Origin of the sequence: Microbacterium sp. LWS13-1.2 (assembly GCF_040144835.1) — a bacterium.
GTDB lineage: Bacteria > Actinomycetota > Actinomycetes > Actinomycetales > Microbacteriaceae > Microbacterium.
Genome location: NZ_CP151632.1, coordinates 1 through 19,476, shown reverse-complemented (window position 1 = coordinate 19,476; position 19,476 = coordinate 1). Strand labels below are relative to the sequence as shown.

Sequence of the window (19,476 nt, the reverse complement as noted above, 5' to 3'; positions counted from 1 at the left end):
CGCTCCCTCCTCCGCGGCTGCGGTCGCTGTCGGTGGCGCTGACGCCGGCGCTGTCGCTGTCGCTGTCACATCCCGGCACGCCGCGGTGTCTTGTGGGCAGGACCATCAGGAGGAGACAGCATGCGCGGCATCGCGATCGAGACCGACCGGGCTCGCGGCGAGGACGGGCGCCGCCGGTCGCGGACCGACCGGCTCGCCGAGCGCCTCGGGAGCATCACCGTGTTCGGTCACCGCATCGACGGCACCTGGGCGGAGCTCCGTCGCCGCCGCGTCCCCACCCACTGGACCAACGTGTTCGGGGCCGTCACGCTGGGGTCCCTCGTCGTCGTGACGGTGACGGGCATCCTGCTGATGTTCTTCTACACACCGTCGAGCGAGGGCACGGTGTACGCCGGGTCGTACGCTCCCCTTCACGGCACCGAGGTGTCGAAGGCGTTCGCCTCGACGATGCACGTCACGTTCGACGTGCCGGGCGGCGCGGTCCTGCGACAGGCGCATCACTGGGCAGCACTCCTCCTACCCGCCGCGATCACCGTGCAGCTGGTGACGACCTTCTTCACCGGCGCCTTCCGACGGCCCCGGCGTGCCATGTGGGTGCTGCTGCTCCTGGCGCTGATCGCCGCACTTGCGAGCGGGTGGAGCGGCTACGCGCTGCCTGACGACATGCTGTCGGGCACCGGCCTGCGGATCGTCGAGGGCATCCTCCTCGGCATCCCGGTCATCGGCACGTGGCTCGCGTCCGTCCTCTTCGGCGGACCCTTTCCGGGTCGGATCATCGAGAACCTGTATCCGCTCCACATCGTGGTCTTCCCCGTGGCGCTCCTCGCGCTCGTCGCGCTCCTCGCCCTCGCCGCGTGGCGGCACGGCCCGCTGCAGTTCCCCGGTCGCGGCCGCACGCGCGAGAACGTGGTCGGCGTGGCTCTCGTCCCGACAGCCGCCACCCGGGCGGGAGGGCTGTTCCTCGTCGTCACCGGGGTGCTGCTGCTCATCTCGGCGACCGTCACGGTGAGCCCGATCTGGCTCTATGGTCCCGCCGACCCGGGCAACGCCGGTGCGGGAAGCCAGCCGGACTGGTACACCGGGTTCCTCGACGGCGCCCTGCGCCTGGTGCCGCCGGGCTGGGAGTTCGTGTGGCTCGACCGCACCTGGACGATGGCGATCCTGGCCCCGCTCGCCGTCATCGGCCTCTTCTTCGCGATCGTCGCCGCATACCCGTTCCTCGAGGAGTGGGTCACGGGCGACCGTCGGGACCACCACCTCCTCGACAGGCCGCGCCTCGCGCCGACGCGCACCGGCCTCGGCGTCGCCGGTCTGGTGTTCGTGGCGGTGCTCTGGGCAGCGGGCGGCGCCGACATCATCGCCACCGCGTTCTCGGTGAGGATCGAGCACGTGATCACCGCGCTGCAGGTGGCGCTCATCGTCGCGTCATCCGTGGCGTTCACGATCGCTCGCCGCGTCTGCTTCGGTCTGCAGCGGAAGGACGCCGGCCTGCTCCGGCACGGCTACGAGACCGGGCGGATCGTCCGCCTCCCGGGCGGCGAGTACGTCGAGATCCACCAGCCACTCGACGAGACCGAGCGGGCTCGTCTCGCGATGCCGGACGATCCGACGGGAAGCGCTCGTGAGCCGATCGCGAGCGAGGCGGGTCCGCTCACGCGTCGCCTGCGCCTGGGTATGCGCAGGTACTACGACGGGGGCCGCATCGACGCCGAGCCCGCCGATCACGAGCCGCGTGACAGCACGCGAGCGCTCGAGGCGCCTGTCAGTCGGCGATGAGACGCTTTCCGGTGGCCCACGTCTCGAACGTCTCGTAGCCGAGCGCCCCGTAGAAGCCGTGCGCCGAGTTGTTCTCGGGGCGGACCATCAGCTGCACCTTGGGGCAGCCCAGCTCCAGGAGCCGCTCCTCGGCGACCTCGACGAGGCGGCGTCCGATGCCCTCCCCTCGCCGGGCGGGATCGCTCGCGAGGTAATAGAGCCATCCGCGGTGCCCGTCGTATCCCGCCATGACGGAGCCGACGATCGCGCCGGCGGCGACGGCCACGAGGAACAGCTCCGGCTGTACCGAGAGCTTGCGGTTGATGTCCTGGTAGGGGTTGTTCCACGGGCGGGTGAGGCCCGTGGCCTGCCACAGCGACACCACAGCCTCGGTGTCGGCCAGTTCGAAGGGCCGGATCGCGATGCTCATGCCGACGAGTCTGCCAGGCCAGCGGCATCCGCTCCGGATTCCACCCACCGCAGCGCGTCGTAGCGCCGGAACCATGAGACCTGACGGCGGGCGTACCGGCGGGTCAGCGCCTGGGTCTCGGCGATCGCCTCGGCCTCGGTCATCTCGCCGGTCAGTTGTGCGAGCGCCTGCGCGTAGCCGATCGCGCGCCGCGCGGTGATGCCGCGCTCGAGCCCCCTCTCACGCAGCGCGCGGACCTCGTCGAGGATCCCGTCGCGCCACATCGCCTCGACGCGGGCGTCGAGGCGGACGACCAGCTCGTCGCGGGGCACCGCCACGCCGACGACGCGAGTCGCCGCGTGCCACAGCACCGGCTCTTCAGGAAGCGCCGCGCCGTGCGTGCGCTCCCCGAGCTCGAGCACTTCGAGTGCGCGCACGATGCGGCGTCCGTTGCGGGGATCGACCCTGGCCGCGGTGGCCGGGTCGAGCTCGCGCAGGCGGGCGTAGAGGGCGCCGGGGCCGTGAGCGTCCAGCTCGCCCTCGAGACGGACCCGCAGCTGCTCGTCGCGGGGCGGGAAGCGGAAGTCGAAGAGCACGCTCGACACGTACAGCCCCGAGCCGCCCACGAGGATCGCATCGGCGCCGCGGCCGTGGATCTCGCGGATCGCGGTGCGCGCGGCATCCTGATACCAGGCGACCGCCGCGTCGTCGGTGACCTCGAGCACGTCGAAGAGGTGGTGCGGGATGCCGCGCCGCTCGGCCTCGGGGAGCTTGGCCGTGCCGATGTCCATGCCGCGGTAGAGCTGCATCGCATCGACGTTGACGATCTCGACCCCCCGACCGCGCGCGGCCAGGGCCTCGGCGAGATCGAGCGACAGCGCGGTCTTGCCGGTCCCCGTCGCGCCGACCACGGCCCACAGCCGCGGCTGCGAGGCCGCAGCGTCGTCTGCGGAGGGGCCGTCGCTCACGGTCGGGTCAGACGCCGATGCGGAGGGTCGGCAGTCCCAGCGACACCGCGCGCGGCGCGCCGGCGTCGCCTGCCGATGTCGGCACGCCGCAGGATTCCGCCTGCGAACGGTCCCACGCGTCACCGGAGCGGGTGCGGCGGATGCGCAGCGGCACGCCGTCCGGTGCGTCGGCGAGCAGGTGGAACGGCGCGGCGTGCGTCACGACGACCGAGACGACGTCGCCGGGCCGCGGGATCTCGGACCCCGTGGGCACCTCGAAGTGAACGAGGCGATTGTCTTCGGCGCGACCGGTGAGCCGGTGCGTCTCGGCATCCTTCTTGCCCTCGCCCATCGAGACCAGCACCTGCACCTCGCGACCGAGCTGCTTCTGGTTCTCTTCGAGCGAGATGCGCTCCTGCAGGGCGATCAGGCGCTCGTAGCGCTCCTGCACGATCTCTTTCGGCACCTGGTCAGGCATCGTGGCCGCCGGCGTGCCCTCGCGGATCGAGTACTGGAACGTGAACGCACTCGCGAAGCGCGCCTGTTCGACGACGCGCATCGTGTCTTCGAAGTCCTCATCGGTCTCGCCGGGGAAGCCGACGATGATGTCGGTCGAGATCGCCGCGTCGGGCATCTTGGCGCGCACCCGGTCGAGGATGCCGAGGAACCGCTCGCTGCGGTACGACCGGCGCATCGCCTTGAGGATGCGGTCGCTGCCGGACTGCAGCGGCATGTGCAGCTGGGGCATGACGGCCGCGGTCTCGGCCATCGCGTCGATGACGTCGTCGGTGAAGGCGGCCGGGTGCGGACTCGTAAAACGGATGCGCTCGAGGCCGTCGATCTCACCCGCCGCGCGCAGCAGCTTGCCGAAGGCCTGACGGTCGCCGAACTCGACGCCGTACGAGTTGACGTTCTGACCCAGGAGCGTGACCTCCATCGCGCCGTCGTCGACCAGCAGGCGGATCTCGTTCAGGATGTCGCCGGGGCGACGGTCCTTCTCCTTGCCGCGCAGGCTGGGCACGATGCAGAACGTGCACGTGTTGTTGCAGCCCACCGAGATCGACACCCAGCCGCTGTAGATGCTGTCGCGCTTCGTGGGCAGGGTCGACGGGAAGATCTCGAGCGACTCCAGGATCTCGAGCTCGGCCTCGCCGTTGTGGCGCGCGCGCTCGAGCAGGCTCGGCAGCGACCCCATATTGTGCGTGCCGAAGACGACATCGACCCAGGGCGCCTTCTGCTGGACGACGTCCTTGTCCATCTGGGCCAGGCATCCGCCGACGGCGATCTGCATGCCGTCGTGCTTGTCCTTGCGCGACTTGAGGTGGCCGAGCGTGCCATAGAGCTTGCCTGCGGCGTTGTCGCGCACGGCGCAGGTGTTGATGACGACGACGTCGGCCTCTTCGCCGGCCTCTGCGCGGACGTAGCCGGCGCTCTCGAGCGAACCGGAGAGGCGCTCGGAGTCGTGCACGTTCATCTGGCAGCCGAACGTGCGCACCTCGTAGGTGCGGGCACGGCCATCGACGTCGTTCGCGGCCGGCGACGGCGCGATGAGAGTCGGGGAAGCGGAAGGCGAAGACATGATGTCGCCATTCTACGAGCCGCGCGCCGGCAGGGAGTCTGGACGGATGCCGTGCCCGCCGCGTCGGCGAACGGCGGGCGACGTCGGACGGGTGCGCCGGCGCCCGCTCAGCGCTCTTCGAACCTCACGCGGCCGGCGGGACGCGTCGTCTCTTCCAGCGCCGTGCGCGCGGCGTTCAACGCCAGGGAGCCGCCGTATCCGCGCCGTGCGAGCTGTCCTGCCAGGCGACGCAGTGCGATGTCGCGTTCGAGCCCACGCAGCGATCCGGCCTTCGCCCGCGCGAACTCGAGTGCGCGCTCGGCGTCGTCGTCGGGAAGCTCCGCGAGCGCGGCGTCTGCCACGTCGCGAGGCACGCCTCGTTTGGCGAGGCTCTGGGCGATGACCTGGCGCCCCTGCCCCTTGCGGTCGACTCCGGCGTGCACGACCTGCTCGGCCAGGCGTGCGTCGTCGAGGTAGCCGCGCTCGAGGAAGGCGTCGAGGATCGCACCGACGGCGTCGCCGTCGAGGTCGTGCTGGCCGAGGTACGTCTTCGCCTCCGACACCGACAGCTGCCTGCCGCGAAGCTTCTTCACGAGACCGCGCTCGGCAGTCGCCGCCGCGTCGGCGTCGGCGTCGCCATCCAATGGTTCGCGGGATCTGCTGTGACCACGCGAGCGCTTCCTGCCCGCACGCTCTGCGGCCAGGTCGATGGGAGGGGCATCCTCCCCCGCCGTCGGCGGGGCATCCCGGGGCTCGGCTCGCTCCTGGTCATTCCCGGAGGTCGGATCGCTCCTCACCGCAGCTGCCGCGCCGGGGAAGGGCGAATCGTCGACAGGCGTGTGAAGGCGATCCTCGAGCGCCTGCTGGACCTCGGCGGCGGTCTTCGGGAACGCACGTGCTCCCCCGCCGCCGAAGAGCGGGGTCACGGGGGCGAGTCCGTCGTCGGTCTCGATGTCGGACTCGTCCCCGCTGTCGACGAATCGGACCATCAGGCCGGCCGGCGCGCTGCGAGCTCGTCCTCGACCGAGCCCTCGACGGCACCCTTGGGGACGCCGATGCCGAGCTTCGTCTTGATCTTCGACTCGATCTCGGCCGCGACGTCCGCGTTCTTGATGAGGAAGTTGCGGGCATTCTCCTTGCCCTGGCCGAGCTGCTCGCCTTCGTAGGTGTACCAGGCGCCGGACTTCTTGACGATGCCGTGCTCCACACCGAAGTCGATGAGGCTGCCCTCGCGCGAGATGCCGACGCCGTACAGGATGTCGAACTCGGCCTGCTTGAACGGCGGCGCCATCTTGTTCTTGACCACCTTGACGCGCGTGCGGTTTCCGACCGCCTCGGCGCCGTCCTTCAGGGTCTCGATGCGACGGATGTCGAGACGCACCGATGCGTAGAACTTCAGCGCCTTGCCGCCCGCGGTGGTCTCGGGCGAGCCGAAGAACACGCCGATCTTCTCGCGCAGCTGGTTGATGAAGATCATCGTGGTGTTGGTCTGGTTGAGACCACCGGTGAGCTTGCGGAGCGCCTGCGACATGAGGCGCGCCTGCAGACCCACGTGCGAGTCGCCCATCTCACCCTCGATCTCGGCCTTGGGTACGAGCGCCGCGACCGAGTCGATCACGATGAGGTCGATGGCGCCGGAACGCACCAGCATGTCGGCGATCTCGAGTGCCTGCTCACCGGTGTCGGGCTGCGACACGAGCAGCGCGTCGATGTCGACGCCCAGCTTCTGCGCGTAGTCGGGGTCGAGGGCGTGCTCCGCGTCGATGAACGCGGCGATGCCTCCCGCGCGCTGTGCATTGGCGATCGCGTGCAGGGTGAGCGTCGTCTTACCCGACGACTCCGGGCCGTAGATCTCGATGATGCGGCCGCGCGGGAGCCCGCCGATGCCGAGGGCGACATCGAGGGCGATCGAGCCGGTGGGCACGACCTCGACGGGAGCGCGCTCGTCGCTGCCGAGGCGCATCACCGAGCCCTTCCCGAACTGCCGGTCGATCTGGGCGAGGGCCGATTCCAGGGCCTTCTCGCGGTCAACGGGTGATGGCATGACGTGCTCCTCTATGCTCGCGTTCCGTCGCCTGTAGGCTGTCGCGCTCCGGCCCGGTGGGACGGATGCTGCGACAAGGCGTGAGGTGTCGTTCGACGCTGCCCACGTTAGGGAGGGGCTCCGACATCCGTCTTCGCTCCGTCCGCGTCCGTGGAAAACACGCTCTCGACACCTGCTGTGCAGGAGCCTACGCCGTAATCGAACACTTATTCGATGACACGCCGCAGAGCGGCCCGGCCGAGAAGGGGGCGGAGCGGGTCAGCGACGACGCGGCTCGAGGCGGCCGACGCCGTAGCGGCGTTCGGCGGGAACGTCGAGCTCGTCGCACAGCGCGAGCCAGACTTCGCGCGGGTCGACGCCCGCCGCGATCGCCTGCGCGGCGGTGCGTCCGCCGACCTTCGACAGGAAGAGATCGGTCACGACGACGCCGGCACGCGCGCCGAATTCGTCCGCGACCGCGCGGTCGAACTCACTGCGTCGCATGGCGATCGTCGGTTCCTCAGGTCGGTTGCAGGCGAGGAGGCCGGATCAGCGCAGGGAGAGCTCGGCGTCGACCGAGGCGACCAGGTCGTCGGGGACCACGTCGGGGAACGTCTGGATTCCCTCGAGCACCGAGATGCGATCGCCGACTTCGCGCATGATCGTCGAGATGGGGACGTCCAGAGCCTCGGCCACGGAGGCGAGGATCTCGCTCGAGGCCTCCTTCTGGCCGCGCTCGACCTCGCTCAGATAGCCCAGCGCGACACTCGCGCGACTGGCGACCTGGCGGAGGGTGCGCCCCTTCTGCTGGCGGAAATCACGAAGCACTTCACCGATTTCTTGACGTACCAGGATCATCAGGGCCCCTCCTCACTTCTGATTCCACCGTCTTCCGGGTGCCCAACAGTACAGCACCGGATGATGCCAATCTAATCCCGACAACTGGGCAATGGGTGGGAATCACCGAATGTAACCGAGACGAAACACCTTCTGTTCCCGGAGCCGGAGCGACGGATCCCGGATGCCTCAGACCACGGTGAGCGCGAGCTCGAGCACCCGGTGCACGGCCTGCGTGCGGATCTCGTCGCGCGATCCGGACAGTGCGAGGGACGATACGACGACCCTCTCGGGCGTCGCGACGGCGACGTGGACGGTGCCGACCGGCCGGCCATCCTGCGGATCAGGACCGGCGACACCGGTGGTCGCGAGGCCGACGTCGGCGCGCAGAGCGCGTCGCACGCCCTGCGCCATCTGCGCGGCGACATCGGGATCCACCGGTCCCCGCTCGGCCAGCAGTGCGGCATCGACGCCGAGCTGACTGGCCTTGACGTCCGTGGCGTAGGCGACGATCCCTCCGCGCACGTGCGCGGAGGCGCCCGGCACATCGACGAGCGAGGCCGTGACGCGCCCGCCCGTCAGCGACTCGGCCGCCGCGATCGACCAGCCTCGTCCGGCCAGCCGACCCAGCAGCGCAGCAGCATGAGGAATTCCCGGTGGCGCCGCCTCGCGCCCGCTCGCCGGCCGGCCGGCTGCGGTGTCCGTCACGCACCGCTCCGCTTGGCGCGCGCGGCCCGCAGCTCTGTGACGATGTAGTCGATGCCGCTGGCGATCGTGAGGATCACCGCGATCGTCATGAGCACGCCGTTGACCCAGAAGATCCAGTCGCCGACGAGCGTCCACAGCGGAAGGAGCGCGAGCGACAGGGCGACGCCCTGGGCGAGAGTCTTGAGCTTGCCCATCCAGGCCGCGGCGAGCACGTGGTCGCTCACCACCATGAAGCGGTAGACCGTGATGCCGATCTCGCGGATCAGGACGACGATCGTGATCCACCACGGAAGCTCGCCGAGGATCGACAGTCCGATGAACGCGAATCCGGTGAGCACCTTGTCGGCGATGGGATCGAGGAGCTTGCCGAGATCGGTCACGATGTCGTGCTTGCGCGCGAGGTAGCCGTCGATCCCGTCTGTCGCGATCGCCACGATGAACAGCGCAGCGGCCCACCAGCGCAGCGCCCCGTCCGCTCCCCCGTCGGCGAGGAGCATCCACAGGAAGACCGGCGCGCACAGGATGCGCACGATCGTGATCGCGTTGGGCAGCTGCCGGGGGATCGCCATGGCCCGAGCCTATCGGCGCCCACGGCACGGACGAGCCCACCCGAGTGCGGCCGATGGATCGCGGCCGCTCAGTCGCGGCCGGTGAGCCCCCACGCGTCCTCGGAGCCGTCTTCGCCCTCGACCACGGGGTAGCCGTCGTACTGGGAGCCCACGGCATCCGTTCCGTACCGATCGTCCGCGGGTGCGGCGGGAGGAGCGGCGGGCGCTGCCGGCGCCGCGGCGGGCACATCGTCGCCGCGCATGCGCGCGAGCACCGACGGCAGCTGCTCGACGGTCACGAGCACGTCGCGGGCCTTCGATCCCTCGGAAGGGCCGACGACCTCGCGCGATTCGAGGAGGTCCATGAGACGTCCGGCCTTCGCGAAGCCGACGCGCAGCTTGCGCTGGAGCATCGACGTCGACCCAAACTGGCTCGACACCACCAGCTCGGCGGCCGCCAGCAGGAGCTCGAGATCGTCGCCGATGTCGGCGTCGATCTCCTTCTTCTCGGCCACGGCAGCCACGTCGGCGCGGTACTCGGGACGCGCCTGGTTCGTCACGTGCTTGACGACCGACTCGATCTCCTTCTCGCTCACCCACGCGCCCTGCACGCGGATCGCCTTCGAGGCGCCCATCGGCAGGAACAGGCCGTCTCCCTGGCCGATCAGGCGGTCGGCGCCGGGCTGGTCGAGGATCACGCGGGAGTCGGTGACGCTGGTCACCGCGAACGCGAGCCGCGAGGGCACGTTGGCCTTGATGAGCCCCGTGACGACGTCGACCGACGGTCGCTGCGTCGCGAGGACGAGATGGATGCCGCTGGCCCGGGCGAGCTGGGTGATGCGGACGATCGAGTCCTCTACGTCGCGCGGGGCCACCATCATCAGGTCGGCGAGCTCGTCGACCACCACGAGGAGGTACGGGTACGGCTTCAGCACGCGCTCGCTGCCCGGCGGAAGGGTGATCTCGCCGGCCACGACGGCCTTGTTGAAGTCGTCGATGTGGCGGAAGCCGAAGGAGGCGAGGTCGTCGTACCTCATGTCCATCTCTTTCACGACCCACTGCAGCGCCTCGGCGGCCTTCTTGGGGTTCGTGATGATGGGGGTGATGAGGTGCGGCACACCGGCGTACGACGTGAGCTCGACCCGCTTGGGGTCGATGAGCACCATGCGCACATCGGCGGGCTTGGCGCGCATCAGGAGGCTCGTGATCATCGAGTTGACGAAGCTCGACTTTCCGGAACCGGTCGAGCCGGCCACCAGGAGGTGCGGCATCTTGGCGAGGTTGGCCACCACGTAGCCGCCGCCGACGTCCTTGCCCACGCCGATCGTCATGGGATGCGTCTGGTTGGTGGCGGTGGTCGAGCGGAGCACGTCGCCGAGCGTCACGATCTCGCGGTCGATGTTCGGGATCTCGACGCCGATCGCGCTCTTGCCGGGAATCGGCGCGAGGATGCGCACCTCGTTCGAGGCGACCGCGTACGCGATGTTGTTGGTGAGGGCGGTGATGCGCTCGACCTTGACACCCGGGCCGAGCGCGATCTCGTACTGCGTCACTGTCGGACCCCGCGAGAAGCCCGTCACCCGCGCATCGACCGAGAACTGGTCGAGCACACTGGTGATCGCGCGGACAGTGTCGTCATTCGCCTGCGAGCGTGCCACGTGCGGCGAGCCCGCCGCCAGCGCGTTGACGGACGGCAGCCGGTAGGGCGCCGAGGGCGAGTCGACCGCGGTGCTCGAGCCGATGCCGTCGAGGCCGGGAAGGGTGCCGTCGTCCTCGATGACCTGGGCGTCGTCGCGCAACGACGTGCGTGACGAGGTGGCCGCCTTGGCCGCCGACAGCACGGCGGGATCGATGACCTCGGTGAGCGCGTCCGCAGCCGGCGCGGGCGGCGGTGTCACAGGCGGCACGATGGCCTGCTCGAATCCGCCCTGCGCCGAGCCCGCCGGCAGCAGCTCGGTGAGGTCCTGGGATCCGAGCCCGCCCTCAGGGTCCTTCTCGCGGCCGGTCTTGTTGCGACGCCAGAACGGGATCGACGGATCGCCCTCGTCTTCCCGGACGGCGTCGGCGGCGGCATCCGTCGCCTTCTCCTCCCGCGGCTCGGCGCCGAACATCCACGCGTACAGCTCGCCGAGACGGCGTCCGATGCGGTTCGGCGGCGTCTTGGTGATGATCAGGACGCTGAGGACTGCCAGGAGGGACAGGACGATGTACGCGCCGACGTCGGTCAGCACGATGGCGAGCGGCTCGCCCAGCATCCATCCGAACAGCCCGCCCGCCGCGCTTAGCGCGGGAAGGTATTCGCTCGGCTGAGGGCGACCCCCGGCGACATGGCAGAAACCGGCGATCGTGACCAGCAGCAGCCCGAAGCCGATGCCGACGCGGCCGTTGTCGTGCACCGACGAGGGATGCCGGAACATCCAGCCCGCGAGCATCAGCAGGAGCACCGGCAGCACGAAGGCCTCACGGCCGATGAGTGCGCCTACCGAGTAGGCGCTGATCGTCTTCGCGACCTCGCTGCCGATGAAGAACCACTCGTTGACGGCGCCGGCGACCGCCAGCAGCACCAGCAGGAACGGGAAGCCGTCGCGGCGCTGGTCCTTCTCGAGCGTCTCGGGGCCGAAGGCGCGGAACAGGCCGCCGGTCGCGTGGGCGAGGCCGAGCCAGGCCCGCACGACGACGGGGGGCCGCTCAGGCTGATCGACGTAGCGCTTGGGCGCGGGGGCCGGCTTGGCGGCTGCGGGCTTGCGAGCCGTCGACGACGCGTTCGAACGCGCGCTCGAAGACGCGCGCGAACCCTTGGTCGGGCTTGAGCTCCTGGCCATCCCTCCACGCTACGGCGGCGGCCCGACATTTCCGCGCAACCACGCCGCCCGGCCATCGACGCGCGGCGTCGTGGACGGCTGCCGAATCGCGCCGTGGGCGCCCCGCAGGGTCAGCGCAGCCGCTTCACCATCGTGTCGCGACCCGAGCCGCTCTGCGTCACGGCGAAGCCCTCGCTGCGGTACAGCGTCGACGCGAAATTGCCGCGCTCGACGCTCAGGCTGATGCGCGCGAAGCCCTGGGTGCCCGCGTGCTCGCACAGCCGCTGCAGCAGGGCCCGCCCGACGCCGTGGGCCCGAAAGATCGGGCGGACGCCGATGATCAGTTCCGGGACACCCGTTCCGACGTACCCGAACCCCGGATCGCTGCGGGGAAGCATCCGATACCACGCGGCGCCCACGGGCTCGCCGTTCAGGTCCTCCGCCACGAAGCCGGCGTCGCCCGGGCGCATCCAGCCGGAGACGTAGCGCCGGTGATCCGCCCCGCTCATGACCTCGTGCCGCGGCCGTGCGCCGCCCTGCCGCCAGTTCGCCGCCTCGACGACCATGTCGCCCAGGAACACGCCGTCTGCCGACACGGCGGGACGGATGCGGAACGAAGAGGCCACGAGGCCGATGCTACGGCGCGCACGTTACGACGCGATAACGGGCGCTGACCGATCGACGCATCGCCTTCCGGCGCGCGCAGAGCGCAGCCCCGGAACACCCGGTCCCTGGGCGAGGGGGCTACGCCTCGATCACGAGCGGCACGATCATCGGCCGGCGACGCAGCGACTGGTTCACCCAGCGGCCGATCGTACGGCGCACGATCTGCGACAGCGCGTGCGGATCGCGGACGCCCGACTTGGCGGCCTCGGCGAGCGCGGCGGCGATCTTGGGCTTGACGTCCTCGAAGACGGCGTCGTCCTCGGCGAAGCCGCGGGCGTGCACCTCCGGCCCCGAGATCACGTTGCCGGTCGAGGCATCGACGACCACGATCACCGAGATGAAGCCCTCTTCGCCGAGGATCCGGCGATCCTTGAGGTCGGCATCCGTGATCTCGCCCACGGTCGATCCGTCCACGTAGACGAAGCCCAGGTCGAGCTGGCCGACCATGCGCGCGTCGCCGTCCTTGAGATCGATGACGGTGCCGTTCTCGGCGAGGAATGTGCGCTCGGGCGCGATCCCGGTGTCCTGCGCGAGGCGGGCGTTCGCCATCAGGTGGCGGTACTCGCCGTGCACCGGCAGCACGTTCTTCGGCTTCAGGATGTTGTAGCAGTACAGCAGCTCGCCGGCGGCTGCGTGGCCCGAGACGTGCACCTTGGCGTTGCCCTTGTGCACGACGGTCGCCCCGAGCTTGGTGAGCCCGTCGATGACGCGGTACACGGCGTTCTCGTTGCCCGGGATGAGGCTCGACGCCAGGATCACGGTGTCGCCGGGCCCGGGCTCGATCGCGTGGTCGAGGTTCGCCATGCGGCTGAGCACGGCCATCGGCTCTCCCTGCGAGCCGGTCGACATGTAGACGATCTGGTCCTCGGGGAGGTCACGCGCCTTCTTGTAGTCGATCAGCACGCCCTCGGGCACGTGGAGGTAGCCGAGGTCTTCGGCGATGGTCATGTTGCGCAGCATGCTGCGGCCGAGGAGCGCCACGCGGCGGCCGTGGGCGGCCGCGGCGTCGAGCACCTGCTGGACGCGGTGCACGTGGCTCGAGAAGCTCGCCACGATCACCCGCCGCGGAGCCTTGCCGATGACCTGATCCAGCACGGGTCCGATCGAGCGCTCCAGAGGGGTGAACCCCGGCACGTCCGCGTTCGTGGAGTCGACGAGGAACAGATCCACGCCCTCCTCCCCCAGCCGCGCGAACGCCCGCAGGTCGGTGAGGCGCCCGTCGAGCGGAAGCTGGTCCATCTTGAAGTCGCCGGTCGCGAGCACGGTGCCCGCCGGTGTGCGGATGGCGACGGCCAGCGCGTCGGGGATCGAGTGGTTCACCGCGATGAACTCGAGCTCGAACGGGCCGAGGTTCTCTCGCTGGCCCTCGGCCACCGTGAGGCTGTACGGCCGGATGCGGTGCTCCTTGAGCTTCGCCTCGGTGAGCGCGAGGGTCAGGCCGGAGCCGACGATCGGGATGTCGCTCTTGAGCTTCAGCAGGTACGGCACCGCGCCGATGTGGTCCTCGTGGCCGTGGGTGAGCACGACGCCGACGATGTCGTCGAGGCGCCCCTTGATCGGTTCGAAGTCCGGCAGGATCAGGTCGACGCCGGGCTGGTGCTCCTCGGGGAACAGGACGCCGCAGTCCACGACCAGCAGCTTGCCGCCGTATTCGAAGACGGTCATGTTGCGGCCGACCTCGCCCAGGCCGCCGAGGGGGACGACCCGGAGGGTTCCGGCTGCGAGCTCGGGCGGGTCGTACGGGGTGGTGGGCATTGTGAAGCCTCCTCCGGATGCACGGCATCCGTTCATCAGCGTGCCATCGCCCGATCGGCGACGGCACGGTCGTCATCTCGTGGTGCCTGAGACCTTGGGCAGGGCACCGCCGGCGGCGGCGTTGCGGTCGGGGCGGAAGTTGGAGAAGTCCGCGCCGGGCACATCCGTGACGAGGGCGAGCTCGTCCTCGATCTTGGCGGCCTCCCACTCCTCGGGCCCCACGAGCGGCAGGCGCACGCGCGGGCTCCCGATGCGGCCGAGGCCGTGCAGGATGTACTTCGCCGAGACGGTGCCGGGAACATGCGTCATCACCGCGCGCACGAGCGGCTCCAGCTGCATGTGGGCTGCGGTCGCGGTCTTCACGTCGCCGGCGTTCACGGCGTCGACGATCGCTCTATACGGTGCGGGCGCGATGTTCGCGGTCACGCCGATGAGCCCCGTGGCGCCGATCGAGAGGTGCGGCAGCACGTTGGCGTCGTCGCCGGAGAAGTACATGAGGTCGGTCTGGTTGAGCACGCGGCTCACCTCGCTGAAGTCGCCCTTGGCGTCTTTGATGGCGAGGATGTTCGGGTGCTTGGCGAGGCGCAGGATCGTCTCGTATCTGATCGGCACCCCGGTCCGGCCCGGGATGTCGTACAGGATCACCGGCAGATCGGTGGCGTCGGCGACGAGCCGGAAGTGCGTGAGGATGCCCGCCTGCGTGGGCTTGTTGTAGTACGGCGTGACGATCATGATGGCGTCGGCGCCGACCTTCTCGCTGGCCTTGTAGAGCTCGATCGCGTGCGCGGTCTCGTTCGACCCGCCGCCCGTGATGATCTTCGCCCGGCCGGCCGCGACATCCTTTCCGACCTCCACGAGGCGGATCTTCTCCGCGTCGGTGAGGGTCGACGTCTCACCGGTGGTGCCGGTGACGACGATGCCGTCGGCGCCCGCAGTGATGACGTCGTCGATGTGCTTCTCGACAGCGGGCCAGTCGACTTCGCCGTCGGCCGTCATGGGGGTGACGAGCGCGACGAGCACCTGTCCGAAAGGGTTGCCCGTATGCGTCATGACTTCAGATTATCCGGATGCCGCGCCCGCCGCGCGCGGCCGGTCCCGGCCTCTAGCGCCCGCGCTCGCCGATGCGGGCCGCCAGCGAGGGCGGCGCGAAGCGTGCGAGGGCGACGAGTACCTTGTACCGGCGGGACGGGATCGACACCGCCCTGCCGCGGGCGGCGTCGCGCAGGGACTCCGCGACCACGTCCCGCGCGTCCAGCCACATCAGGTCGGACACCCCCTCCTCGCCCGGAGCGAGGCCGAGGCGCTCGTGGAAGCTCGTGTGCGTGTAGCCGGGGCACACTGCCGTCACCGTGACGCCCCGCGGCCCGTAGCGTCCGTTCGCCCAGCGGCTGAAGCTCACGAGCCAGCCCTTGCAGGCGCCGTACGTGGACCGCGGGATGAATGCCGCGACCGACGCGACGTTCACGATCCGTCCGTGGCCGCGGGCGAGCATCCCGCCCAGCGCGGCATGCGTCAGCCGCATCGGCACCTCGACGTGCAGGTGCAGGTGGCGGGCCTCGTCCTCGATGTCATTCGCCTCGAATGCCAGCGGCAGCCCGAACCCGGCATTGTTCACGAGGACCTCGATGGGCCGCGTCTCGTCGGCGACGCGCGCCTCGACCTTCTCGCGCTGGCGGGCCTTCAGCAGGTCAGCGGCGAGGATCTCGACCTCCACGCCGTACGTCGAGCGCAGGCCCACCGCGAGGCGCTCGAGCGCCTGCCTGTCGCGGGCGACGAGCACCAGGTCGGCGCCCTTCGCCGCCAGCTGCCTCGCGTACTCCGCGCCGAGCCCCGAGCTCGCACCGGTGATGAGCGCCGTCTTCGCCATGCGCGCCAGCTTATTGGGGCGGGCGAGCGGCGCGCTCATGCTCCGGCACCAGCCGCAGGAAGCGGTAGCGGATGCCGGTGCGCGAGGTGTGCCACCCCTCGGTCGGGTCGACCGATGTCGTCCGCCAGCCGCGCCGATCCGGTGCGTGGGTGTCGCCGGGCACCTCGAGATCGAGCTCCGTGACCTCCAGGAGATCGGCGAGATCGATCGCCTCGCGGAACAGCCGCCCACCGCCGATCACCCAGATCCGCTCCGGTCGGCTTTCGGCGGCGACGGCGAGAGCGGCCTCGAGCGAGCCGGCCCGCTCGGCGCCGGTGTCAGCCCACTCCTCCTGGCGGGTGATGACGATGTTGCGCCGGCCCGGCAACGGGCGGAATCGCGCCGGGAACGACTCCCACGTGCGGCGTCCCATGACGACCGGCGCACCGAGCGTGAGGGCTTTGAAGTGCGCCAGGTCTTCAGGGACGTGCCACGGCATGCCGCCCTGCGCGCCGATGACGCCGTCGTGCGCCTCGGCCCAGATGAGGCCGATCGAAGAGGTCATACCGCGACGGCGCCGCGGATCGCAGGGTGGTGCTGATAGTCCTCGAGCACGAAGTCGTCGTAGCGGTAATCGAGGATCGAGGCGGGCGTGCGGGCGATGCGCAGCGTCGGGTACGGATACGGCTCGCGGGTCAGCTGCTCGCGCACCTGCTCGAGGTGGTTGTCGTAGATGTGGCAGTCGCCGCCGGTCCAGACGAAGTCGCCGGGCTCGAGGCCCGCCTGCTGGGCCACCATGAGGGTCAGCAGCGCGTACGAGGCGATGTTGAAGGGAACACCGAGGAACAGGTCGGCGCTGCGCTGGTAGAGCTGACACGACAGCCTGCCGTCAGCCACATAGAACTGGAACAGCGCGTGGCAGGGTGCCAGTGCCATGTCGGGGATGTCGGCGGGATTCCATGCCGAGACGATCAGGCGCCGGGAGTCCGGGTTCGCACGGATCTGATCGAGCACGAGCGCGATCTGATCGATCTGCTCCCCCGACGGCGTCGGCCACGACCGCCACTGCACGCCGTAGACGGGGCCGAGCTCGCCGTCGGCATCCGCCCACTCGTCCCAGATGGTGACGCCGTTCTCCTGCAGCCAGCCCACATTCGACTCGCCGCGCAGGAACCACAGCAGTTCGTACGCGATCGACTTGAAGTGCACGCGCTTGGTGGTGATGAGGGGGAAGCCCTGGGAGAGGTCGAAACGGATCTGGCGTCCGAAGGCACTGGTGGTGCCGGTGCCGGTGCGGTCGTCCTTATGCGTGCCGTTCTCGAGCACGTCTCGCAGCAGGTCCTCGTACGGGGTCGGGATCGGCGTCGTCACGGCTGCCACGATACCGGCGGCCCGCGCCGCGCGGGTCGGGGCCGCGCCGCGACGGGCTCACGCGACGGTCGTGTTACGACGGAGGCGACATATCGGTGCATTCGGCCCGTACGCAGGCGAAAGGGGTTAGCCTGATCTGCTGTGACCCTGGTCGGAGCCCTCATCGCCCTCGCCGCGCTCCTCGCGGCGACCGTGGCGATCGGCGTGTTCGTGAAGTGGCGTCAGCCTCGCGCACGTCACAACGTCGCACACGAGGTCATCGAGCCCGCCCGGCTAGGCGCAGACGGACTCGGCGAAGTCGCGACGCTCCTGCAGTTCAGCACCGAGATGTGCGCGCGCTGCCCCGGTGTGCATCGGACACTCGCCGACATCGCGGACGGCCATCCGGGAGTGCGGCACCTCGACGTCGATCTGACGCACCGCCCCGACATCGCCAAGCACTTCCACGTGCTGCAGACGCCGACGACGCTCGTGCTCGACCGCGACGGGGTCGTGCAGACGCGCTTCGGCGGCGCCCCGAGCCGCGACGTGCTCGAACTGGAGCTCAACCGGCTGATCTCCGAGGACGCGAATGTCTGAGCGAGCGGATGCCGCCGCCGGACGGCGACCGCAGCGCGGCATCGACCCGCGCGGTCCGCGCTTCGTCGCGGGCATCACCGCGTTGCTGCTGCTGATCGACGTCTTCCTCGGGCTGACGGGACTGTCGACGGCGCAGCTCGGCGACACCCTCGCCTTCGGCTTCGTCGGGTCCGTCGACTTCGCCTTCGTCGCGGGACATCCTGCCTGGCTCATCACGTTCGCGTCTCCGGCGCAGCGATTCCTGGACCCGGCGTTCCTCCTCCTGCTCGTGATCGCCCTGCTGTTCCTCTGGGGAGTCCTCTCACCCCGCACGGCGCCCTGGGGCGCGCTGTACCGCACCGTCGTCGCGCCGCGCCTGGCGCCTCCGACGGAACTCGAGGACCCGCGCCCGCCGCGCTTCGCACAGGGCGTCGGTCTGCTCGTGTCGGTCATCGGGCTCGCGCTGCACCTGCTCGGCGTGCCGTGGGCTCTCACCATCGCCGCCGCGGCCGCCTTCGTCGCCGCCTTCCTCAACGCCGTCTTCGGACTGTGCCTGGGCTGCCAGCTGTATCTGCTGCTGCAGCGCGCCGGAATCGTCGGTCGCGCCCGCCCGGCCTCGGCCTGACGAGACGCCGTCGCGGCCGAACCGTCGCGGCACGGCATCCGTCGCGGTTAGGCTGACGCGAGACGCCCACCACGCGGGCGCCGAGCGAGCGAGGAGGCCCCACATGACCGTCACCAGCGAAGCCACCACCGCCTGGAAGGGCGCACTGTTCGACGGATCCGGCGAGGTCAGCCTCGTGTCGTCGGGCCTGGGCACCTACCCCGTCACCTGGAAGGCGCGCAGCGAGGGATCCACCTCGGTCACCACGCCCGAGGAGCTCATCGCCGCAGCGCACTCGTCGTGCTTCAGCATGGCGCTGTCGCTCGCGCTGGCCGAGAACGGCACTCCGCCGGAGTCGATCGACACCACCGCCTCGGTGACCTTCAAGCCGGGCACCGGCATCACCGGCAGCCACCTCAACGTCAACGCCGTGGTGCCGGGCCTCGAACCCGAGGACTTCGAGCGCATCGCGCAGAGCGCGAAGAGCGGATGCCCGGTGTCGCAGGCCCTCGCCGGGATCGAGATCACCCTCGAGGCGACGCTTGCCTGAAGGCCGTCCGCCCGCCGGGGGCGGTCGGCGGATCGTCGTCGCGGGGGCGTCAGGGCTCGTCGGCGGGGCGCTCGTCGAGAGCCTCCGCGCCGATGGATACACGGTGACGACGCTCGTGCGCCGGCCGCCCGAGACCGCCGACGAGGTCGAGTGGCTGACGACGGCCGAGCCGCTCGATCCCGCGGTGCTCGCGGGCGCGGACGCCGTTGTCGGGCTCAGCGGCGCGAGCATCGGGCGATTCCCCTGGACCGCGAAGTACAAGAACACGCTGCTCTGGTCGCGCATCGCACCGACCCGCGCCCTCGCCCGCGCGGTGCGGGAACTGGGAACGGACGCCCCTCACTTCGTGTCGGGGTCGGCCGTCGGCTACTACGGCTCCCGGCCGGGTGCGCGGCTCCCGGAAGACGCACCGCGCGGCGAGTCGTTCCTCGCCGACCTGTGCGGCGAATGGGAAGCCGCGGCGTTCAGCGCCGGGCCGGATGCCGGGGTTTCCGTCGTCCGCACCGCACCGATCGTGCACGCGCGCGGCGTGCTGAAACC

The 19,476-nt window shown here is 70.3% G+C and carries 21 protein-coding genes; 5 read left to right on the top strand and 16 right to left on the bottom strand.

What is annotated here, in order from left to right; translation table 11 throughout:
• Positions 1-120 precede the first annotated feature (120 nt).
• Positions 121-1,776 (top strand): cytochrome b N-terminal domain-containing protein, encoded by a 1,656-nt coding sequence (locus tag MRBLWS13_RS00105; protein WP_349427068.1) that lies wholly within the window; start codon positions 121-123, stop codon positions 1,774-1,776.
• Here MRBLWS13_RS00105 and MRBLWS13_RS00100 read toward each other — a convergent pair.
• The 16 genes from MRBLWS13_RS00100 to MRBLWS13_RS00025 form a co-directional block, all read right to left on the bottom strand.
• Positions 1,763-2,185, bottom strand: coding sequence for a GNAT family acetyltransferase (locus tag MRBLWS13_RS00100; protein ID WP_349427067.1), 423 nt, complete (start codon positions 2,183-2,185; stop codon positions 1,763-1,765). The two genes, MRBLWS13_RS00105 and MRBLWS13_RS00100, sit on opposite strands and share 14 nt — an antisense overlap.
• Positions 2,182-3,132, bottom strand: coding sequence for a tRNA (adenosine(37)-N6)-dimethylallyltransferase MiaA (gene miaA / locus MRBLWS13_RS00095; protein WP_349427066.1), 951 nt, complete (start codon positions 3,130-3,132; stop codon positions 2,182-2,184). Before miaA ends, MRBLWS13_RS00100 begins: the two co-directional genes overlap by 4 nt.
• Positions 3,133-3,139: 7 nt before the next feature.
• The gene (miaB, locus tag MRBLWS13_RS00090) at positions 3,140-4,690 is read right to left on the bottom strand and encodes a tRNA (N6-isopentenyl adenosine(37)-C2)-methylthiotransferase MiaB (RefSeq protein ID WP_349427065.1); all 1,551 of its coding nucleotides are present in this window, start codon (positions 4,688-4,690) and stop codon (positions 3,140-3,142) included.
• Between the two features lie 107 nt (positions 4,691-4,797).
• Positions 4,798-5,658 (bottom strand): regulatory protein RecX, encoded by an 861-nt coding sequence (locus MRBLWS13_RS00085; RefSeq protein WP_349427064.1) that lies wholly within the window; start codon positions 5,656-5,658, stop codon positions 4,798-4,800.
• On the bottom strand, positions 5,658-6,713 hold the full coding sequence (recA, locus tag MRBLWS13_RS00080) for a recombinase RecA (RefSeq protein WP_349427063.1): 1,056 nt from the start codon (positions 6,711-6,713) through the stop codon (positions 5,658-5,660). The genes MRBLWS13_RS00085 and recA overlap by 1 nt, the downstream gene beginning before the upstream one ends.
• A 258-nt stretch (positions 6,714-6,971) precedes the next feature.
• Complete coding sequence (locus MRBLWS13_RS00075; RefSeq protein WP_349427062.1) at positions 6,972-7,196, bottom strand: DUF3046 domain-containing protein; 225 nt, start codon at positions 7,194-7,196, stop codon at positions 6,972-6,974.
• Positions 7,197-7,241: 45 nt separating this feature from the next.
• A complete protein-coding gene (locus tag MRBLWS13_RS00070) occupies positions 7,242-7,550 on the bottom strand; it encodes a helix-turn-helix transcriptional regulator (protein WP_308869790.1) in 309 nt (102 codons plus the stop codon).
• Positions 7,551-7,718: 168 nt separating this feature from the next.
• A complete protein-coding gene (locus tag MRBLWS13_RS00065) occupies positions 7,719-8,180 on the bottom strand; it encodes a CinA family protein (protein WP_349429117.1) in 462 nt (153 codons plus the stop codon).
• A 53-nt stretch (positions 8,181-8,233) separates the two neighbouring features.
• Entirely contained in the window at positions 8,234-8,806 is a 573-nt protein-coding gene (pgsA, locus tag MRBLWS13_RS00060) for a CDP-diacylglycerol--glycerol-3-phosphate 3-phosphatidyltransferase (RefSeq protein WP_349427061.1), read from the bottom strand.
• Between the two features lie 68 nt (positions 8,807-8,874).
• Positions 8,875-11,607 carry a DNA translocase FtsK 4TM domain-containing protein gene (locus MRBLWS13_RS00055; RefSeq protein WP_349427060.1) on the bottom strand — a complete coding sequence of 911 codons (2,733 nt, stop codon included), beginning with the start codon at positions 11,605-11,607 and terminating at the stop codon, positions 8,875-8,877.
• Between the two features lie 110 nt (positions 11,608-11,717).
• Positions 11,718-12,212 carry a GNAT family N-acetyltransferase gene (locus tag MRBLWS13_RS00050; protein ID WP_349427059.1) on the bottom strand — a complete coding sequence of 165 codons (495 nt, stop codon included), beginning with the start codon at positions 12,210-12,212 and terminating at the stop codon, positions 11,718-11,720.
• Between the two features lie 118 nt (positions 12,213-12,330).
• Complete coding sequence (locus MRBLWS13_RS00045; RefSeq protein ID WP_349427058.1) at positions 12,331-14,007, bottom strand: ribonuclease J; 1,677 nt, start codon at positions 14,005-14,007, stop codon at positions 12,331-12,333.
• A gap of 72 nt (positions 14,008-14,079) precedes the next feature.
• On the bottom strand, positions 14,080-15,057 hold the full coding sequence (gene dapA / locus MRBLWS13_RS00040; RefSeq protein WP_349427057.1) for a 4-hydroxy-tetrahydrodipicolinate synthase: 978 nt from the start codon (positions 15,055-15,057) through the stop codon (positions 14,080-14,082).
• 52 nt (positions 15,058-15,109) lie between these two features.
• The gene (locus MRBLWS13_RS00035) at positions 15,110-15,874 is read right to left on the bottom strand and encodes an SDR family oxidoreductase (protein ID WP_349427056.1); all 765 of its coding nucleotides are present in this window, start codon (positions 15,872-15,874) and stop codon (positions 15,110-15,112) included.
• Positions 15,875-15,884: 10 nt separating this feature from the next.
• On the bottom strand, positions 15,885-16,418 hold the full coding sequence (locus tag MRBLWS13_RS00030) for a dihydrofolate reductase (RefSeq protein ID WP_349427055.1): 534 nt from the start codon (positions 16,416-16,418) through the stop codon (positions 15,885-15,887).
• Positions 16,415-17,224, bottom strand: a complete 810-nt coding sequence (locus MRBLWS13_RS00025; RefSeq protein ID WP_349427054.1) for a thymidylate synthase — start codon at positions 17,222-17,224, stop codon at positions 16,415-16,417. Before MRBLWS13_RS00025 ends, MRBLWS13_RS00030 begins: the two co-directional genes overlap by 4 nt.
• 141 nt (positions 17,225-17,365) lie before the next feature.
• On the opposite strand from MRBLWS13_RS00025, the gene MRBLWS13_RS00020 reads away from it, so the two are divergent.
• The 4 genes from MRBLWS13_RS00020 to MRBLWS13_RS00005 all read left to right on the top strand — a co-directional run.
• Positions 17,366-17,803: a thioredoxin family protein gene (locus MRBLWS13_RS00020; protein ID WP_349427053.1), complete on the top strand. Its 438-nt coding sequence runs from the start codon at positions 17,366-17,368 to the stop codon at positions 17,801-17,803.
• Positions 17,796-18,407, top strand: a complete 612-nt coding sequence (locus tag MRBLWS13_RS00015; RefSeq protein WP_349427052.1) for a DUF4395 domain-containing protein — start codon at positions 17,796-17,798, stop codon at positions 18,405-18,407. Before MRBLWS13_RS00020 ends, MRBLWS13_RS00015 begins: the two co-directional genes overlap by 8 nt.
• Positions 18,408-18,510: 103 nt before the next feature.
• A complete protein-coding gene (locus MRBLWS13_RS00010) occupies positions 18,511-18,936 on the top strand; it encodes an OsmC family protein (protein ID WP_331909824.1) in 426 nt (141 codons plus the stop codon).
• On the top strand, positions 18,929-19,476 hold a 548-nt coding region (locus MRBLWS13_RS00005; RefSeq protein ID WP_349427051.1), incomplete at its 3' end, for an NAD-dependent epimerase/dehydratase family protein. The genes MRBLWS13_RS00010 and MRBLWS13_RS00005, both read left to right, overlap by 8 nt.

What these genes read in the sequence shown, in the direction of transcription:
- MRBLWS13_RS00010 (WP_331909824.1), top strand. Translation starts at nt 18,511, where the DNA reads ATGACCGTCACCAGCGAAGCCACCACCGCCTGGAAGGGCGCACTGTTC.
- MRBLWS13_RS00100 (WP_349427067.1), bottom strand. Translation starts at nt 2,185, where the DNA reads ATGAGCATCGCGATCCGGCCCTTCGAACTGGCCGACACCGAGGCTGTG.
- MRBLWS13_RS00035 (WP_349427056.1), bottom strand. Translation starts at nt 15,874, where the DNA reads ATGGCGAAGACGGCGCTCATCACCGGTGCGAGCTCGGGGCTCGGCGCG.
- MRBLWS13_RS00085 (WP_349427064.1), bottom strand. Translation starts at nt 5,658, where the DNA reads ATGGTCCGATTCGTCGACAGCGGGGACGAGTCCGACATCGAGACCGAC.
- recA (WP_349427063.1), bottom strand. Translation starts at nt 6,713, where the DNA reads ATGCCATCACCCGTTGACCGCGAGAAGGCCCTGGAATCGGCCCTCGCC.
- MRBLWS13_RS00105 (WP_349427068.1), top strand. Translation starts at nt 121, where the DNA reads ATGCGCGGCATCGCGATCGAGACCGACCGGGCTCGCGGCGAGGACGGG.
- pgsA (WP_349427061.1), bottom strand. Translation starts at nt 8,806, where the DNA reads ATGGCGATCCCCCGGCAGCTGCCCAACGCGATCACGATCGTGCGCATC.
- MRBLWS13_RS00015 (WP_349427052.1), top strand. Translation starts at nt 17,796, where the DNA reads ATGTCTGAGCGAGCGGATGCCGCCGCCGGACGGCGACCGCAGCGCGGC.
- MRBLWS13_RS00070 (WP_308869790.1), bottom strand. Translation starts at nt 7,550, where the DNA reads ATGATCCTGGTACGTCAAGAAATCGGTGAAGTGCTTCGTGATTTCCGC.
- MRBLWS13_RS00075 (WP_349427062.1), bottom strand. Translation starts at nt 7,196, where the DNA reads ATGCGACGCAGTGAGTTCGACCGCGCGGTCGCGGACGAATTCGGCGCG.
- MRBLWS13_RS00030 (WP_349427055.1), bottom strand. Translation starts at nt 16,418, where the DNA reads ATGACCTCTTCGATCGGCCTCATCTGGGCCGAGGCGCACGACGGCGTC.
- dapA (WP_349427057.1), bottom strand. Translation starts at nt 15,057, where the DNA reads ATGACGCATACGGGCAACCCTTTCGGACAGGTGCTCGTCGCGCTCGTC.
- MRBLWS13_RS00045 (WP_349427058.1), bottom strand. Translation starts at nt 14,007, where the DNA reads ATGCCCACCACCCCGTACGACCCGCCCGAGCTCGCAGCCGGAACCCTC.
- MRBLWS13_RS00055 (WP_349427060.1), bottom strand. Translation starts at nt 11,607, where the DNA reads ATGGCCAGGAGCTCAAGCCCGACCAAGGGTTCGCGCGCGTCTTCGAGC.
- miaB (WP_349427065.1), bottom strand. Translation starts at nt 4,690, where the DNA reads ATGTCTTCGCCTTCCGCTTCCCCGACTCTCATCGCGCCGTCGCCGGCC.